Here is an 18,524-nt window from a genome sequence, read left to right on the forward strand (position 1 = left end):
CTTTTTATTCCGCCCTGGCCGGAGAGGTAATACTTCACGACAGCAATACGGAATTCCAGTGTGTAATTGGGCTTGCCCATAAATTGCACCTTACTCAGTTAGTGTCCAACTTTTGGGGTGCAGTTCATTTCATGGCGGGGCTTTTTTATTCAGGCGTTATATCTGCTAAGCGTTACGTTTACTCACCATCATCTACTTTCTGCCATTTGGCATCCGGATTAAATGACGTGAGCGCTCGCGCCACCGCATCGGTTTGCGCCCCGAGATCCTGCTGGTAAATTTCACCACGCTGGTCGGTCATAAAACTGGTGACGCCGGTATGTCCATATACCGCTGGCCAGGCAATCAGCGCAAAGCCTTTGGTCATCTTGCCATTTTCGATATAGCTGAAAGCCCCGCCGCTGGCATTCGCGCCCTGGGACGTCAGAATGCGGTAATAATATCCGTGATAATCAGCCCCCGGCTGCGTCTCGCCAAAAGCGGGCCCCAGCGGGCTTGGCGCTTCACCTTCTTTAACCGGCCAGTACAGACCATCATGTTGCCCGTCGGTACTGATAAACCGCTGAGCGTATTGCCCGGCGGTTTGCTGATACTGGTGCTGGGCATCGGCATATGCCGCCACAGCCTGAATGGCGGAAAGCTCATTTCGACCAATGGTGCGGGTTTCAATTTCCGCCGCACCGGCCACCATATCAAATGACCAGCCTTGCGCCGTCTGCTTCATCGGGATCGGCAACTGCCAGTTCTCCGTCCCGACATTCAGATGCGCGGTATCCCCCTCGGTGACAATCTTGTGGCTGATTTTCCAGTCACGGAGGAAACGCGCCACTTCATCCGGATCAACGTCTTTCTCTGGCAGATAAACCCGCCATTTATCGCCCAGAATCTTTTGCAGCGCGGCATCGTCATGGGAATCAATTGCTTTCACCAGCGCTTGCGCAGCCAGATCCGGACTGGTAAACATCTGCTGCGCGAAGCCAGTCAAAGGTAATAATAACAAGCCTGCTGAAATCAACGTATTACGCAAAATCTTCATTTCCTTTCCTCGTCAATCTAGCGGCGATGCAAATGCACCGGCTCTGCGTTCGCAGGGCGTGCATGCTGGAAATTCTGCATATGCTGGCGGCTCTGATTGCCACGCGCCTGCTGCTGTTGCCACGATGGGGCACGGCTCGAGTTCCCGCTGAACGCCGTGCTGCGTGAGGCATTATTTCCCTGATGGAAATTCTGCCTTTGCTGAGCGCCGTTGTGCTGGTTAAGCTGCCCCACGTTCTGATGCTGTAAAGACTGCCGGTTCTGTGTGAGTGATTGATGCTGCTGACTTTGCTGATGTGCGGCAGCATGATGGCTGACTGATGGCGCAGCAGCCCGGCTGGCAGGGACAGAATGTTGCAGCGGTTTCTGCTGCGGGTTCACTTGATGATTGTTCATCACCGAAGCCGCCTGCTGACGACGCTGATCTAGTGTCTGATTCTGCACGCCGCCGTTATTACGTCCGACCGCATTGTTACCGTTAAAACTGCGGGCATTGCTGTCGTAACCGCGATAATTATTGCGCTGCGCCGCATGATTCAGAGCCTGATTTTGCGTGGCTCCGCTGAGATTCGCCGTGTGATTTGGCAGACCTGCGTTAAAGGCAGGATTATGCTGCCAGCCAGCAGTGTTGCCGGAGCCCGGATGGTTCACCACATTGCGGTTGTTGTTTCCGGAAATACGGTTGTAGTTGTTCACGTTCACATTGACGTAATTATTCTGCGACCCGCCGCCGTGATGCCCGTCGTCATGGTGATCGTCATGATGGTCATAATCGTCGTGATGATGATCGTCATCCCAGTCGATGCTGCCGAAAATCGCATACGTCGCCGCGACTCCTACGCCAAAACCAATGCCCGACGCCATACCATTCACAAACTGCTCCCCCGGCGGAGGCGGAAGATAAACAGGCGGATAGGCAGGCGTCGGCCACGCGCCGTAAACCACATTCGGGTTATAGCTCGGCACATACACCACCTGCGGATCGGCAGATTCAATCACAATGGTTTGCTGCACCGGAGCCCCCTTCACCACTGTAGTCGAAGCCGGTTTCGGTTTGACGGTCACCGTCTGCTGCGGAGTGCTTTTCAGCGCCCCGCTCTTTTGCGCTACTTCACGAAATTTCTGCACGGTATTCATGACGTCATCTGGCTGAGCCAGAAACGCATTACCTAAATTTTGCACCCATGCCGGATCTTCTCCCATCAGCGCTAACAGCTGCGGGAATGCCACCAGTGATTTCACACTGGGATCCCAGGGTTCGTTCGCGACCTGAGTCACTGCAGCGTCCCCCTGACTTTGCGGATGATCACGCGACCATTGCACCGCCTGAATCACGTTAGTCGGATAAGTCGAGGCCATCAGTACCTGCGAGAGCAGGCTGTCAGGATAGAGGGCGACAGGTGCGACCCACTGATCGAGCTGAGCCTGAGTAAAGGCTGGGGGTGTCACCGCCGCTGCCGGGACAAGTGCGGGTGTCGATCCAGGGACTGGCGTTGCCTGTACCGCTGCGGGTGCCGGATCTGGCACAGGTGTGGTCCGGGTGGTGGTTTCTGCCTGACTGCTGACCGGAAGCCAGCCTTGCATAAACATGACACTGGCAAGAGCAAATGCGCCTGCAGCGCACAGAACTGCGATACCCCAGGGCTTGAATGATAAATTCATTCGGATCACCTTAAAAAGCCTCAGCCGGATTGAGAGGCACAATGAATGAGTATAATCGGACAAATAAAACTCAACGGGCGCCACTGTATTTTTATTTCATGAATGGGATTTACACATAAAATGCGCAATAAAAATGACCAGAAAGGGAAATATCTCAATCACTTGATTAAAGAGGATTTTTTATTTTCTGCTGTTACAAACTGAATTAGTAAATTTGAGAAGGGTTTTAATTATTTGAATTCTTTAATAATTATTCTAAATACATCATCAATCGAACATTTAGACGGTGAATAAAAAAGCGCGTATTCACCGGAACACACGCTTTTTATTACTGCCATTAATCAGCTGACCGGCGGCAAATTCAGACGGCTGGTATCAGCGGCCAGCATATTCTGCACCAGCTCCACGCATTCGAGAAAACGCTGATCGTAATCTGAAGATTCAACGTGGACATAATCCACTTTGTTTTCTTTCAGCATCTCGATGAGCAAATTCTGGAAAGACATCCGGTCACTGGTGCTGCCTAAACTACGCAGACCGTCGGCGACCCACGGCGTATTGTTTTCCAGCAGGATCACCAGATCAAACCGGTATTCGTCCATGAGCGCCTGCACAAACGGATGTTCACGCCCTTCGTATTTTTTACAAAAAGCCTGAGTGGTCAGAAAATCCGTATCAATAAAGGCGACTTTATTAGCATATTTCACTGCAAAATCAATATACTGCGCCTGACCCAGCGCGATCTTATCGTAATCCGAATATTGCAGCGCCATTTCGTCACCGCCCAGATGAGAGAACACGTAATCGCGTCCGTATTCCCAGGCGCTGGTGGTGTTGAAGATGTTGGCCAGTTTGTTCACCAGCGTGGATTTCCCGCTGGATTCTCCACCGAGAACCGCCACGGTCCGCACGAAGAATGGCTTCACTTCGGTCGGAATATAATCCCAGTAACGGAACGGATCCTGACGGATCTGACGACCGCTGATATTCATAAATGACCGTTTCGGGTCGATCAGCACCGTTTCAATACCGAGATGCTCACGGTACTGCGGTGCATCCGCTTCTTCGCTGGAATAAATGGTATTGGGTTCAATGCCTTTCTGGCCCATGAACTCTTTAATACCACGTCCCCAGACATCCCAGCCATGCGGATAGGGTTCCATCCCTTCTTCGTTAAAGGCATGAATACGAATGTTTTTCTGATATTTGAACGTCTGCAACAACCAGCGCAGTCGGTCGCTGACCGTTGGCTGCTGAGACATGGAACTGTTTTCAAACAGCTCGCGATCGCGTGGCTCGTCATAGCCCATAATGATATGCAGTTCATCCACCTGGCTACAGGCGCGCTGGATCAGATAGATATGGCCGGTGTGCAGCGGATAAAACTTGCCGAACACCACGCCGATATTCTTTTCACGACGGGGAAACTCAAGATCAAGGAAGCGATGCAAAGCCTCCAGCTTCTGAGCACTGGGACTTTTTATCTTTGCATTCAACAACTGACTGAGATAACCCTTGGTCATCCCGCTGGCCTCAGCCACCTGTTGCAGCGTGCGTCCTTGTTGTTTAATCGCGGTTTTTAGATAGTCGAACTGTGACATGCCTTGTCCCCAGGTTTGCTTTACTAAACAAAATAGCTAAACAAAAAATAGCACAAAGACAGCTCCGAATTACAGCGGAGAACAGCTACGAAGTAGAAAAGTTACAGCACAGAACAATTACAAATCGTCGAGGATCGCCAGCGCATCGGCCAGCTTTTTGACGCCAAACACCTGCATTCCGGCCGGGACTTTCTTCGGCACGTTGGCATGTGGAACAATCGCGCGCTTAAAACCGTGCTTCGCCGCTTCGGTAATTCGTTCCTGACCGCTCGGCACCGGACGGATTTCCCCCGCCAGTCCGACCTCGCCAAACACCACTAAATCCTGCGGCAACGGACGGTCGCGCAGGCTGGAAACCAGAGAAAGCAACAGCGCTAAGTCAGCACTGGTTTCGGTGACTTTCACACCGCCGACCACGTTGACGAACACATCCTGATCCGCCATCTGTAAGCCACCGTGACGATGCAAAACAGCCAGCAAAATGGCCAGACGGTTCTGTTCCAGGCCAACCGCCACGCGACGCGGATTGCCCATCATCGACTGATCGACCAGCGCCTGCACTTCAACCAGCAATGGCCGTGTGCCTTCCCACAGCACCATAACCGAACTGCCGGAGGTAATTTCATCACCACGGCTGAGGAAAATCGCTGAAGGATTGCTGACTTCGCGCAGCCCCTGCTCGGTCATGGCAAACACGCCCAGCTCATTGACCGCACCAAAACGGTTTTTGTGGCTGCGCAGCGTACGGAAACGCGAATCTGCGTCGCCATCGAGCAATACCGAACAGTCAATACAGTGCTCGAGCACTTTCGGACCTGCCAGAGAACCGTCTTTGGTCACATGGCCAACCATCACAATCGCCACACCGCGCGTTTTAGCGAAACGGGTCAGGTACGCCGCCGTTTCACGCACCTGGGCAACCGTACCCGGCGACGACTGGATATCCGCCATGTGCATCACCTGAATGGAATCGATCACCATCAGTTTTGGTTGTTCAACATCGGCAATTTCACAAATTTGCTCGATGCTGGTTTCCGACAACATATTCATGTTGGCTGTCGGTAAACCCAGACGGTGCGCCCGCATGGCCACTTGCTGCAAAGATTCTTCGCCGGTGACGTACAGGGTTTTCATGTTTTCGCTGAGGTGACACAGAATTTGCAGCAGCAGCGTACTTTTACCGGCGCCGGGATTACCGCCAATCAGGATCGCACTGCCGGGCACCACGCCGCCGCCCAGCACGCGGTCGAATTCTTTGAAACCGGTGCTAAAGCGTGGAAGTTCATCGAGGCTGATATCCGAGAGTTTCTGCACGCGACTGACGCCTGCATCCCCGGCATATCCGGTCAGCCGCTCGTTACGCGCCACTGTCGGAGAAGCCGCCAAACGGATTTCAGTAATGCTGTTCCAGGCCTGGCAGGCACTACACTGCCCTTGCCAACGCGGATAATCTGCGCCACATTCATTACACACAAATGCACGTTTTGCTGCTTTTGCCACAACTTACCTCTTTGTATTTATTAAGACTGACTGCCACTTAAGATGCAGAGAACGCCAAGAAGATCCGCGTGGCGGATGCAAACGGATGCCTGCTCATACACTTTTGGTTTGGCGTGATATGCAATGCCCAGACCGGCCACCGCCATCATTTTCAGGTCATTCGCGCCGTCACCAATCGCAATGGTTTGTTCCTGAGCAATCCCCAGCTTTTCCGCCAGCTTAAGCAAGGTGTCTGCTTTATATTGTGCGTCGACGATCGGACCGATCACACGCCCGGTCAGTTTGCCTTCACGGATTTCCAGCTCATTCGCTGCGACATCAATCAGATTGAGCTTATCGCGCAGGTATTCGGCGTAATAGGTAAAGCCGCCGGAAGCGATGGCCACATGCCAGCCCGCTTCCTGCAGGCGCTGCACCATGACGGTCAGTCCTGGCATCAGCGGCAGAGTTTCGCGCACCTGCTCAAGAATACCCGCATCGGCATCTTTCAGCGTCGCAACGCGCTGACGCAGACTGGCGGAAAAATCGAGTTCGCCACGCATCGCACGCTCGGTGACTTCCGCCACCTGTTCACCGACGCCCGCCAGTTTGGCAATTTCGTCGATGCATTCAATCTCAATCGCGGTAGAATCCATGTCCATCACCAGCAGGCCCGGCGTGCGCAGATAAGGCACTTTGCCGAGCTGGGTGACATCAAATTCAAAAGATTCAGCCAGTTGCTGTGCGTCGGCGGTGAGTGAACCGGCAAGACGCACAACCTGATAACCTTCTACGGCCCAGGCGCTGACAATCACCAGAGCACGACCTAACCGGCGCTGGAACTGCGTAATGCTCGTTTTATCGAGTTTTCTACCATAGAGCAGCCATCCGGTGTGTCCGGCCCGGTAATCCAGCGGCATGACCTCGTCACCGCTCAACGAAAGGGGAAGTCCCGGCCATTGGTGGATCTCCGCAGGAAGATCGCAATAGGTCAGACTGTTTGGCATGATGGCTCCGGTAGATTGTTTGGTTAAAACGATTGTTAATAAAACGGCTGAAAAGGCAGAGGCAACGTCGATAAAAACAGGCATCAAGCTACCTTATCGTGCCCGCATCTGGCAACATAAAGTCTTCGAAAAACGCAAGGAAACAGAATGGCCAAGGCCAAACTAAAATTTCGCCTGCATCGCGCAGCTATCGTATTGATAAGTCTGGCGTTATTAGTCATTCTGATGCAAGGCGCATCCTATTTCAGTCTGGGACATCAACTGGCACGCTCAACGCAGGTGGAACAGCTTGCCCAGACGCTCGCCAGACAGGTGGCGTTTTCGCTCGCACCGCTTATGGACAGCAATAATGATGGCGCCGATATCGCACAAATTTCCACTATTTTGAGCCAGCTTACTGACGGAAGCCGTATTCTTGATGCCAGCGTTTATGAGTCGGATGGATCTCTGGTTGCCCATGCCGGCGAACAGGTGCCGGTGCGCGACAGGTTGTCTCTTGATGGTAAACGCGCAGGCAGCTACTTCAATCATCAGATTGTGGTGCCTATCGAAGATAAAAATGGTCCCAGCGGATTTTTACGTATCACGCTGGACACGCACGTACTGGCGACAGAATCCAAACAGGTGGATAACACCACTAACTTGTTACGTCTGATGATGCTCGCCGCGCTGGGCGTAGGTATTATTCTGGCACGGACATTGTTGCAGGGGCGCCGTTCGCGCTGGCAGCAATCGCCATTCCTGCTGACTGCCAGCAAACCGCTGAAAGAAGATGATGAACAGGAAGAAGAGCCGGACGAGTTCGGCCCGCCGCCGGTGCTGAACATTCCGGAACCGGAATCTGAGGTTGCGCCGGTCAAACCGGCGACCGAAGCACAAACCAAAGAAGCCGCACAAGCCGCTTACCGCAGTCTGAAACGCAGCCGGCCTAAGTGATTCAGGCCAGCCGCTGGATCGGCGATATTAATTCTTCCACCAGCACCAGCTGGCCAGCTGGCGGAATTCATCACTGATGGCAGTATCGCTTTCCACTTTCAGCCAGAATTCCTTTGCCCAAGCCTGTGCATTCAACCACTTTTCTTTCGACACCAAAGGATCGAGCGTTACAGGCGCAATTTGACGACGCATCGCACCGGCGTTGGTCGGCGCAAAAGCCATCGGCAGCATGTCATACGCTGGCGATAACGAAAGAGCTTGCTTTAAAGGATCAATGGCAGGGTCGATAAACGACAGATTTCCCTGATGCATATCACTGTTGGCGATCAGTTTTCCGAAGGCATAAATCTGCTCAATAATGAATAGGAAAATGCATAGCTAATAGCATAGCTGAACGAAAAGAATGTTGGTATCAGATAACCTGATATCAAGGAGATGAAGAGAGGGTGATATTCAAAAGAGAGTAATTGCCCCCTTAAAATGCATAGCAAAACGGGCGCCATTCAGCGCCCGTTTTAGTTTCTGCTATATATGTGCAGAATTTATTCTTTGTCGCCCAACAAAACAGATTCCAGCGCGATTTCGATCATGTCGTTGAAAGTCGTCTGACGTTCAGCGGCAGTGGTTTGTTCGTGCGTACGGATATGGTCGGAAACGGTACAGATGGTCAGCGCTTTTGCACCAAATTCTGCTGCCACGCCGTAGATCCCGGCGGCTTCCATTTCCACACCCAGAATGCCGTATTTTTCCATCACGTCGAACATTTGCGGGTCTGGCGTGTAGAACAAGTCAGCGGAGAAGATATTACCTACGCGGGCATTGATGCCTTTGGCTTTGGCAGCGTCAGCGGCGTTACGCACCATGTCGTAATCGGCGATAGCAGCGTAGTCATGGTCTTTGAAACGCATGCGGTTCACTTTAGAATCGGTGCAGGCACCCATTCCGATCACGATATCACGCAGTTTGATGTCAGCGCGCACTGCGCCACATGAACCCACACGTATGATTTTTTTCACGCCGAATTCAGTGATCAGCTCTTTGGCATAGATTGAGCAGGAAGGAATGCCCATACCGTGACCCATGACAGAAATTTTGCGGCCTTTATAAGTACCGGTGAAACCCAACATGCCACGCACGTCGTTCACCTGCTTAACGTCCTGAAGGAAAGTTTCCGCGATGTGCTTGGCGCGCAGCGGATCGCCCGGCATCAGCACTACGTCAGCAAAGTCGCCCATTTCAGCATTAATGTGTGGAGTTGCCATCTTCTTATTCCTTAATCAGCGAGGTGTCATATTCATCATAAAAAACGCGGCCAGTATAAGTGACTGGCCGCGTATGCAAAGCGTTATAGCATCGACTTACCGTAATCCATTGGTGACAGGTCGAAGTATTTAGCGACCGTCTGGCCGATGTCCGCGAAAGTCTCACGGTGGCCTAATGAGCCAGGTTTCACTTTAGGACCATAGATTAAGACCGGGATGTGCTCACGGGTATGATCCGTGCCGCGCCAGGTCGGGTCGCAACCGTGGTCAGCGGTGAAGATGATGATGTCGTCTTCTTTCACCAGCTCCAGCAATTCCGGCATACGGCGGTCGAACAACTCCAGCGCAGCGGCGTAGCCCGGCACATCACGGCGGTGACCGTAAGAAGAGTCGAAATCAACAAAGTTGGTGAAGACGATTGTCTTGTCACCCGCTTCTTTCATCTCTTTGATGGTCGAGTCAAACAGCGCGTCCAGACCGGTGGCTTTCACTTTTTTAGTGATACCAACCTGCGCGTAGATATCGGCGATTTTACCAACGGACACCACGTGGCCGTCTTTCTCATCAACCAGTTTTTTCAGGATGGTCGGTGCCGGTGGTTCAACTGCTAAGTCGTGACGGTTACCGGTACGTTCGAAATGACCGGCTTTATCGCCGATGAACGGACGGGCAATCACGCGGCCAATGTTGTAGCCACCTTCGGTCAGTTCTTCACGGGCGATTTCGCACAGTTCGTACAGGCGATCCAGTCCGAAGGTTTCTTCGTGACAGGCAATCTGGAAGACGGAGTCAGCAGAAGTGTAGAAAATCGGCTTGCCGGTTTTCATATGTTCTTCGCCCAAATCGTCCAGTACCACGGTACCGGAAGAATGGCAGTTGCCGAGATAGCCCGGCAGATTGGCACGCTCAACCAGTTTATCCAGCAGTTCCTGCGGGAAGCTGTTGGTGGTATCGCTGAAATAACCCCAGTCGAAAAGCACAGGCACACCGGCGATTTCCCAGTGGCCTGACGGGGTGTCTTTACCGGATGAAAGCTCGCTGGCGTAAGCATATGCGCCGGTAATTTCAGAATTACCGTCCATGCCGTCAGGAATTTTACCGGTAGATTCTTCAGCAGCTTTCGCCAGCCCCAGACGGGTCAGGTTCGGCAGATTCAGAGGACCTTTACGACCTTTGTCCGCATCGCCACGCGCACAGGCAGCCGCAATATGGCCCAATGTGTCAGAACCGGCATCGCCAAAGCGCTCGGCATCTTCACTGGCACCGATGCCGAATGAGTCTAACACCATGATAAATGTACGTTTCATTTTGCTCTCCTGCGAATGGTTACGCATTGGGTCACGCGGAACTGCCGCGCACCTGATCATTCTTAAATGGGGGCAATTCAGCCTGAAATCAAGCCTTGCCGCTGATCCGGCGATAAACCACCGGCGTGCTTTCCGGCGCTTTGTCACTCAGAACAATGGCCGCCCGCACTTCCTGCGCTGCCTGCTGCCAGGCCGCTTCACTGTTCGCGTGGATCATCGCCAGTGGCTGACGGGTATCCACCTGCTGGCCGAGTTGCGCCATGTGGGTCAGACCAACGCTGTAGTCGATAGCATCGCTGGCACGGCGACGACCGCCACCCAGTGAAACGACCGCCATGCCCAAAGCACGGGTATCCATCGCGCTGACAATACCGTTGGTTTCGGCGTAAACCGGTTTGCTCAGTGTGGCCTGTTGCAGGTAATTATCGTAATTTTCGATGAAATCGCTCGGGCCTTTTTGCGCAGCAATCATCCGGCCAAAGACTTCAGCGGCTTTACCGTTATCCAGCACTGCCTGCAATTTGCTGCGGGCTTCGGCGTCATCTTTTGCCAGTCCGCCGGACAGCAGCATTTCAACGCACAGCGCCATCGTAACTTCCAGCAGACGCGGATTGCGGTATTCACCGGTCAGAAAGCGGACGGCTTCGCGAACTTCCACCGCATTACCGGCACTCGATGCCAGCACCTGATTCATGTCGGTCAGCAGCGCCGTGGTTTTACAACCCGCGCCATTCGCTACATCGACAATCGCCTGCGCCAGATCTTCTGAAAGCTGGTAAGTTGGCATAAACGCGCCGGAACCGACTTTAACGTCCATCACCAGCGCATCCAGACCTTCGGCCAGTTTCTTGGCGAGGATCGAGGCGGTGATCAGCGGAATGGAATCGACGGTGGCGGTGATATCGCGGGTCGCATAGAAGCGTTTATCCGCCGGAGCCAGCGAGCTGGTCTGGCCGATAATCGCCACGCCGACATCCTGAATGATGCTGCGAAAACGGCTGTCATCCGGGAAAATATCAAAGCCCGGGATCGCTTCGAGTTTATCGAGCGTGCCGCCGGTATGACCGAGGCCACGTCCTGAAATCATCGGGACATAACCGCCGCAGGCTGCCACCATCGGGCCAAGCATCAGGGAAGTCACATCACCCACGCCGCCGGTCGAATGTTTGTCGACAATCGGGCCGTTCAGATTGAGGCTTTTCCAGTCGAGCACGGTCCCTGAATCACGCATCGCCATGGTCAGCGAAACACGTTCTTTCATGGTCATGTCGTTGAAATAGATAGTCATTGCCAGTGCGGCAATTTGTCCTTCAGAAACCTGGCTGTCACGAATACCGTTAATAAAGAAACGAATTTCTTCGTCGCTTAAAGGCTGACCGTCACGTTTTTTACGAATAATTTCTTGTGCGAGAAACAAGGTATCCCCCTGCCTGAGCTGAACGCTAAATATGAACGCCAATACCGGACGCTGCAAAACAGCGCCACGGCATCGGCATAACGACAGTGATTAGTAGCTGCTGGTGGCTTTCTGGCCAGCGTGACCCAATGTGGTCAGCAGGCTTGCCAGCAGGCTGGATGCGCCGAAACGGAAGTGACGTGCGTCAGCCCATTCGCGGCCCAGCAGGCGGTCAGCCAGTGCCAGATATTGCGCGGCATCTTCAGCGGTTTTCACACCGCCGGCCGGTTTGAAACCGACGTCTTTGCCAACGCCCATTTCAGCAATCACGCTCATCATCAGCTCAGCGCTGTGCAAAGTGGCATTCTCAGGCACTTTACCGGTAGAGGTTTTGATGAAGTCCGCGCCCGCTTTGATGGCGATTTCGGAGGCTTTGCGGATCAACGCATCTTGCTTGAGCTCACCGGTTTCGATGATGACTTTCAGCAGGACGTTGGCAGCCGCACAGGCTTCCTTGCACTGTTTGACCATCTCAAAACCGATTTGCTCGTTACCGGCCATCAGCGCGCGGTAAGGGAATACCACGTCAACTTCATCGGCACCGTAAGCAATCGCCGCACGGGTTTCTGCCAGCGCAATATCAAGATCGTCATTACCGTGCGGGAAGTTAGTCACGGTCGCAATGCGGATATCAGGCGTGCCTTGCTCGCGCAGAGTTTTGCGGGCAACAGGAATAAAACGAGGATAAATACAGACAGCAGCGGTGTTACCTGCCGGGCTTTTCGCCTGGTGACAAAGCGCGATCACTTTTGCATCGGTGTCGTCTTCATTCAGGGTAGTTAAATCCATCAGGTTCAGCGCACGTTGCGCTGCGGCGGTTAAATCGGTCATATAACTCTCCAACAATTTTCAATTCCAGCGACCGGCCAGAACTGAGCATACAGTCATGAATTCGTTCCGGCGGATATCGACGGGAAATGAATTCTGCACGGTTGGCGAGCGGACTTGGTTCCTTGAAGATAGCGTGCGTAAGCGGCGTGTCGTGGCTTACGCGGCAACTGAGATCCTTCTCACCGCGCTTTGATTGGCTGACGCCAATTCGTTGTGACTATTTGAACACGTCACATCAGGTTCCTGTGTGCAGTATTTCACACAAAATGAAAACCATTTGCAACGTTGCTTAGTGAAATGAGACCTTAATCACACTTCACTAGCTTTATGCTCAGTTTTTGGTCCAGATAAGAGTGTATACCCGAATCATGACAAACGGAGTGCGCACGGATATACAGCGATCACCGACCGGCGATCTTAGAAGCAATGTTATTATAATAACATTTCAAAGAGAACATAAATTACAAGACCTGAAGAAACACCTTAATTTATGCGCATGAATGGTGAATTTTAAATGTTACTTTAATCACAAAAACACGAAGAAAGGGATTACAGAACAGATAAATTGAAGATCCGGCGGGTATTTTCCAGCAATGCATCAGCAATCTGCTGGGGGGCTTCTTTGCGCAGACTGCACAATATGCCGAACACGTTAGCCGCACGCTCCGGACGATTAGGCTGCCCCTGAAAACCCTGCAACGGCATATCAGGCGCATCGGTTTCGAGCAGCAAGGAGGAAAGCGGTAACTGCGCCATCACCTGACGGGTTTTCTGCGCGCGTTCATAGCTGATCGTACCGCCCACGCCTATCGCAAAACCCAGCTTAATGAATGCCTGCGCCTGCGAAAGGCTACCGGCAAAGCCGTGAACCACACCCGTTGCGGGCAATTTTGCCTGACGTAACATCGCCGCCAGCTGATCGTGGCTGCGCCGGGAATGCAAAATAACCGGCAACGTTTCACGCTTTGCCAGCGCAAACTGCGCTTTCAGCAGCTGCTGTTGCAGCTCAAATTGCGGCGCCTCCATGTATAAATCCAGCCCGATTTCACCGACGGCCACCAGATGCGGAGCCCGGTGACTGAGCAGCGAATCCAGTAATTCCAGGCAACTGTCTTTGTGCTCACGAATATAGAGAGGATGCAATCCCAGCGCGGCGTGCAGCTGCGGGAATTTTTTGGCCAGCGAGAGAATGGCGCGAAAACGATCTGAGGTGACCGACGGAACGATAATCTGCCGGACACCGGCTTCTCCGGCGAGACGCAAACTTTCGGCTTCCGCACCGGTAAACGGTGGAAAATCGAAATGGCAGTGCGTATCGACGAAGGTATAACTCACAGCTTATCGCCCTCACTGGTGGGATACGTTTCTGATGAACCGTTTTCTACCGGTGGCATGTCAGACGCCGCGCGTTTCGGCTGCGGGTCGTGAACCACGCTGTCTTTAAAAGCCGCCGGACGCACAACGCCGCCGTCCGCCACCATATCCGTCAGCACAGCGGGATCGAGAATAATTTGTTCTACCGTGCTGGCCGATGCCGCCAGCGGGATCACATTTTCCGGCTCGTCCTGCGGTACCACAACCCGCTGAGGACGACGGGTCACGCGCGGTTCAATCTGCGGATAAGGCCGTTCATTTTCACGCGGCTGCAGCCAGTGCGCCGCAGCTGACAGGAAATAGCGTCCGCAGCGGCGCCCCAGATGGTAATCCTGATTCAGCGCAGGCAGACGACTGCCGAGCGCGTGGCTGGCTAACGGTTTCGGCGGGAAAATTTCGAAAATACGCACATCGTCCGGCGGATTCTCAATAAACTGCTGGATGCGATGATAGCTTTCTTCGTGATGCTGCATCATGCGCACCAGCTGTTGCAGGCTGCTTTCACTCAGCCATTGTTCCATACGTTTCATCCACTGCGGGGTATAGAACATCGCCGAGGGAACAGTGCGGATCACCACAATGGTATCTGCTCCACGGCGATAGGCTTCTTCAACCGGGATCGCGTCGCTGATGCCGCCGTCCTGATAACTTACGCCATCAAGATCGACGCCCATGCGGTAAAAACCGGGAATAGCGCTGGAGGCTTTGATCACCGGCAGCCAGTTCTCGCGCGTCGGGGCAAAGTAACTGGCCGTGTAATCGTCGCTGCGGCAGGCGCACATCAGGAACTCGCGGCCGTCGATTAAAAGCTTTTCAGCGGTTTCCATCGACAGCGGCATATTTTTCGCGGTTTCGTCGACCAGCCAGTCCAGATCGATAAGATGCCCGCCGCGCACAAAACGCAGAGGATTGAAAAAGTCGGGGCTGGTGGTGTAGCGGGTGATGACTCTTCTGGCATAACCAGGTTGTCCGCATACAAAAGCAGAGAGATTTTGTGCGCCGGCAGACGTGCCGAGATATAAATCGAACGGATTGAAGCGAGCGCGCTGAAATTCATCCAGCACACCGGCTGTAAAAATGCCCCGCTGTCCGCCGCCTTCGCACACCAGTGCTATTTTGCCGGGTGTATACGGTTTATACGCCAGTGGTTCTATGTTCCCCAGCGTGACAGGTATTCTGTATCCCAACGGGCTATCCTCACAAAATCGGCATCACACAAATGGCCTCACTCGGCGGCCTTCATTTCAGAGCATACCTCGTCTGACTGATTTGCGTGAAATTCTTGCCAAATTTCGGCGATAAAATCGTTACGTCCTGTAAACGGCCATATTGTGCACATAAAAAGAATCGCCCCCTTCACTGAAGGGGGCGATGTCATTAATTAACACTTTTGGCATCAACTCATTGATGCGGTCAGAGTCGTTTACGACCAGTAAACAGGCTGACCAGGAACAGAATGATACCGACTACGAAGACGATTTTTGCAGCCCAGGCAGCTGTACCCGCCAAACCACCGAAACCGAGAGCCGCCGCGATTAACGCGATGATTAGAAAAATAATGCCCCAACGAAACATAAGCTTCTCCTTTACCCTATTTTCACTTTGCCAGTTTAAAAGGTGGTGCCCCGCTTCGGGCCGGACTCACTGTGAAACATCTGCCTTTCTGACACTTTATCTACCGGCCGTATGCCGGGAACAAAAAACTGCTTACTTAATAAAGGTAGTCGAAAAATTAAAGTGTTAGAGCTTCAGCCACGATATTTTTTCCGAAATCAGGCAAATCTGTTCCATCCCAAATTATGAGCGGGCAACACAAATATAGTTATGCGTTATTCAAAAGATGAGGCACCCGCCCGCGGGAGGGCACCCTTTACAACATGTCGGACAGATATTGTTACGGTGCGACTTTCAGGTCATTTTTGACGCTTTTCACGCCATCAACGGTTTTCGCAACGCTTTCAGCACGGTCAGACTGTGCCTGATCTTTCACTGCGCCGGAAAGTTGTACCACGCCATCGGTAGTTTCAACTTTCACATTACGTGAAGGGACGATGTCATCGGCCAGCAGTTTCGCTTTAACAGACGCTGTGGTTGCGCTGTCGCCAGCATAGCCTTTCACGCTTTGATCTTTACTGTCTTTAGTGTGCAGTTTGTCACTGACAGATTTTACACCTTCAACTTTGGTCGCTGCGGCAACGGCCTGTTCTGCTTCAGCCTGTGAACCAACAAAGCCGCTCAGCGTTACGACGCCAGCATTGGTGGTTACGGAAATGTCGCTGCTTTTGATGGCTTTATCATCCACCAGTGCACTTTTTACTTTCGCTGTGATGGCGCTGTCGCCCATGTAGTTATCAACTTTCTTCATGGAACTATCGATTTTTGCACCTGCGCTATCTGTAGTCGTCGTTGCCGCCAGAGCGCTACCGCTCATCAGTGCGGTACCCAGTACTACGGCCATCATTGAATAGGCAAATTTAGAGTTTTTCATCGATTTCTTCCTTTCGGTTTATGAGCCTTGATTTCGACTCTTTACGTCACATTCTTGGTGACGCCTTATAACAAATTGTATTGCTGCTGTTTTTACTTTCCTTGTAGCAGAGCACATCGTTTTATTCTGGCTATTAAACGCCATACGATATAACCCTCTGTAACGTGACTTTAAAGTAGTGCTTTAAGCCACCGCGTCCTGAACACACATTTAATATAGTCAAGAATGATCAGATGTGTAGGAAGATCGTCGAATACGCCCCCTAATGCAGACAAGTCTTAAGATTTAAGACGTTTCACGCCCATTTTTCAGGCAAAACGATGATAAAAAGAACAGGAGGAAATGAGAGATAAATCACTTTTAGCGAGAAAATGGCGAAAAAAAAGACGGCAAACTCGCCGTCTTTCTGTTTCAAAACCCTATGATACGAAAATTAATGCTCGCGGGTTTTGCGGAATTTAACTTCCGGATAACGCTCTGAAGCCAGATTCAGGTTCACCATGGTCGGGGCGATATAGGCCAGATTATCGCCACCATCGAGCGCCAGGTTGGTTTCATTCTTACGTTTGAATTCTTCGAATTTCTTCACGTCGCTGCATTCTACCCAGCGGGCGGTAGAAACGTTCACGGATTCGTAAATCGCTTCGACGTTGTATTCACTTTTCAGACGCGCGACAACCACTTCAAACTGCAGCACACCCACCGCACCAACGATCAAATCGTTGTTTGAGATTGGACGGAAGACCTGTACCGCGCCTTCTTCTGAAAGCTGTACCAGACCTTTCAGCAGCTGTTTCTGTTTCAGCGGGTCACGCAGACGGATACGACGGAACAGTTCAGGGGCAAAGTTAGGAATGCCGGTGAACTTCATGTTCTCACCCTGAGTAAAGGTGTCGCCAATCTGGATAGTGCCGTGGTTGTGAAGACCGATGATATCGCCCGGATACGCTTCTTCAACATGCGAACGGTCACCGGCCATAAAGGTCAGTGCGTCAGAAATCACTACATCTTTACCGGTACGTACCTGGCGCAGTTTCATGCCTTTTTCATATTTACCGGACACCACACGCATGAACGCCACGCGGTCACGGTGTTTCGGGTCCATGTTGGCCTGAATTTTAAACACGAAGCCGGTGAATTTCTCATCGTCGGCTTTCACTTCACGCAGGTCGGTTTTACGTGGCATCGGCGCAGGTGCCCAGTCCATCAGACCGTCCAGCATGTGGTCGACACCAAAGTTGCCCAAAGCGGTACCGAAGAACACCGGCGTCAGCTCGCCCTGCAGGAAAGCTTCATGATCGAATTCGTGCGACGCGCCCTGCACCAGTTCCAGTTCATCACGCAATTGCGCGGCCAGATCTTCGCCGACAGCAGTGTCGAGATCCGGATTATCCAGACCTTTTACGATGCGGACTTCCTGAATGGTGTGACCTTTACCGGTCTGGTACAGATACACTTCGTCTTTATAAAGGTGGTAAACCCCTTTGAACAATTTACCGCAGCCGATCGGCCAGGTAATCGGAGAACAGGCTATTTTCAGCTCGCGCTCCACTTCGTCCATGACTTCCATCGGGTCGCGGATGTCACGGTCGAGTTTGTTCATGAAAGTCAGGATCGGCGTATCACGCAGACGGGTAACTTCCATCAGCTTACGCGTACGATCTTCGACACCTTTTGCGGCGTCGATCACCATCAGACAGCAGTCAACTGCGGTCAGGGTACGGTAAGTATCTTCGGAGAAGTCTTCGTGCCCCGGGGTGTCGAGCAGGTTAACCAGACACTGTTTGTACGGGAACTGCATCACAGACGTGGTGATGGAGATACCACGTTGTTTTTCCATTTCCATCCAGTCGGATTTGGCGTGGTGGCTGGAGCCACGGCCTTTTACCGTACCGGCGGTCTGAATGGCCTGTCCGAATAACAGAACTTTTTCAGTAATTGTCGTTTTACCGGCATCGGGGTGAGAGATGATGGCAAATGTGCGGCGCTTGGCCACTTCAAGGGCGTATTCACTTGGAGACATGTTTTTCACGTTTCTGCGGTTGGTCCGCCCTGCATAGGATTTAACATCACGTCAGAAGATGAC

At 52.4% G+C, this 18,524-nt stretch carries 16 protein-coding genes; 1 reads left to right on the forward strand and 15 read right to left on the reverse strand.

Annotation, left to right across the window (positions count from 1 at the left end; translation table 11 throughout):
- Positions 1-178: 178 nt before the first annotated feature.
- The 5 genes from J1784_RS06140 to serB all read right to left on the reverse strand — a co-directional run bounded on the left by J1784_RS06140 (position 179) and on the right by serB (position 6,784).
- Entirely contained in the window at positions 179-1,036 is an 858-nt protein-coding gene (locus tag J1784_RS06140) for a DUF2950 domain-containing protein (RefSeq protein ID WP_217148454.1), read from the reverse strand.
- Between the two features lie 17 nt (positions 1,037-1,053).
- On the reverse strand, positions 1,054-2,697 hold the full coding sequence (locus J1784_RS06145) for a DUF3300 domain-containing protein (RefSeq protein ID WP_217148455.1): 1,644 nt from the start codon (positions 2,695-2,697) through the stop codon (positions 1,054-1,056).
- Positions 2,698-3,038: 341 nt separating this feature from the next.
- The gene (nadR, locus tag J1784_RS06150; RefSeq protein ID WP_217148456.1) at positions 3,039-4,298 is read right to left on the reverse strand and encodes a multifunctional transcriptional regulator/nicotinamide-nucleotide adenylyltransferase/ribosylnicotinamide kinase NadR; all 1,260 of its coding nucleotides are present in this window, start codon (positions 4,296-4,298) and stop codon (positions 3,039-3,041) included.
- Positions 4,299-4,415: 117 nt separating this feature from the next.
- On the reverse strand, positions 4,416-5,798 hold the full coding sequence (gene radA, locus J1784_RS06155; RefSeq protein WP_120132546.1) for a DNA repair protein RadA: 1,383 nt from the start codon (positions 5,796-5,798) through the stop codon (positions 4,416-4,418).
- 20 nt (positions 5,799-5,818) lie between these two features.
- Positions 5,819-6,784: a phosphoserine phosphatase gene (gene serB / locus J1784_RS06160; protein WP_217148457.1), complete on the reverse strand. Its 966-nt coding sequence runs from the start codon at positions 6,782-6,784 to the stop codon at positions 5,819-5,821.
- A 147-nt stretch (positions 6,785-6,931) separates the two neighbouring features.
- Between serB and J1784_RS06165 the strand changes: the two genes are divergently transcribed.
- Positions 6,932-7,720: a YtjB family periplasmic protein gene (locus tag J1784_RS06165; protein ID WP_217148458.1), complete on the forward strand. Its 789-nt coding sequence runs from the start codon at positions 6,932-6,934 to the stop codon at positions 7,718-7,720.
- 27 nt (positions 7,721-7,747) lie between these two features.
- Here J1784_RS06165 and J1784_RS06170 read toward each other — a convergent pair whose 3' ends face one another.
- The 10 genes from J1784_RS06170 to prfC all read right to left on the reverse strand — a co-directional run bounded on the left by J1784_RS06170 (position 7,748) and on the right by prfC (position 18,461).
- Positions 7,748-8,032 (reverse strand): hypothetical protein, encoded by a 285-nt coding sequence (locus J1784_RS06170; protein ID WP_238485414.1) that lies wholly within the window; start codon positions 8,030-8,032, stop codon positions 7,748-7,750.
- 230 nt (positions 8,033-8,262) lie between these two features.
- Positions 8,263-8,982, reverse strand: a complete 720-nt coding sequence (gene deoD / locus J1784_RS06175; protein WP_013577098.1) for a purine-nucleoside phosphorylase — start codon at positions 8,980-8,982, stop codon at positions 8,263-8,265.
- An 83-nt stretch (positions 8,983-9,065) separates the two neighbouring features.
- Complete coding sequence (deoB, locus tag J1784_RS06180) at positions 9,066-10,289, reverse strand: phosphopentomutase (protein ID WP_217148459.1); 1,224 nt, start codon at positions 10,287-10,289, stop codon at positions 9,066-9,068.
- An 88-nt stretch (positions 10,290-10,377) separates the two neighbouring features.
- A complete protein-coding gene (deoA, locus tag J1784_RS06185) occupies positions 10,378-11,706 on the reverse strand; it encodes a thymidine phosphorylase (protein WP_217148460.1) in 1,329 nt (442 codons plus the stop codon).
- Between the two features lie 90 nt (positions 11,707-11,796).
- Positions 11,797-12,576 carry a deoxyribose-phosphate aldolase gene (deoC, locus tag J1784_RS06190; RefSeq protein ID WP_217148461.1) on the reverse strand — a complete coding sequence of 260 codons (780 nt, stop codon included), beginning with the start codon at positions 12,574-12,576 and terminating at the stop codon, positions 11,797-11,799.
- 549 nt (positions 12,577-13,125) lie between these two features.
- Positions 13,126-13,911, reverse strand: a complete 786-nt coding sequence (locus tag J1784_RS06195; protein WP_217148462.1) for a TatD family hydrolase — start codon at positions 13,909-13,911, stop codon at positions 13,126-13,128.
- On the reverse strand, positions 13,908-15,137 hold the full coding sequence (locus J1784_RS06200; RefSeq protein ID WP_217148463.1) for a patatin-like phospholipase family protein: 1,230 nt from the start codon (positions 15,135-15,137) through the stop codon (positions 13,908-13,910). The genes J1784_RS06195 and J1784_RS06200 overlap by 4 nt, the downstream gene beginning before the upstream one ends.
- Before the next feature lie 226 nt (positions 15,138-15,363).
- Complete coding sequence (locus J1784_RS06205; RefSeq protein WP_013577105.1) at positions 15,364-15,525, reverse strand: DUF1328 domain-containing protein; 162 nt, start codon at positions 15,523-15,525, stop codon at positions 15,364-15,366.
- 319 nt (positions 15,526-15,844) lie between these two features.
- Positions 15,845-16,438, reverse strand: a complete 594-nt coding sequence (gene osmY / locus J1784_RS06210; RefSeq protein ID WP_120507985.1) for a molecular chaperone OsmY — start codon at positions 16,436-16,438, stop codon at positions 15,845-15,847.
- 433 nt (positions 16,439-16,871) lie between these two features.
- On the reverse strand, positions 16,872-18,461 hold the full coding sequence (gene prfC / locus J1784_RS06215; protein ID WP_217148464.1) for a peptide chain release factor 3: 1,590 nt from the start codon (positions 18,459-18,461) through the stop codon (positions 16,872-16,874).
- Positions 18,462-18,524: the final 63 nt, after the last annotated feature.

The organism is Rahnella ecdela (assembly GCF_019049625.1).
Classification (GTDB): domain Bacteria; phylum Pseudomonadota; class Gammaproteobacteria; order Enterobacterales; family Enterobacteriaceae; genus Rahnella; species Rahnella ecdela.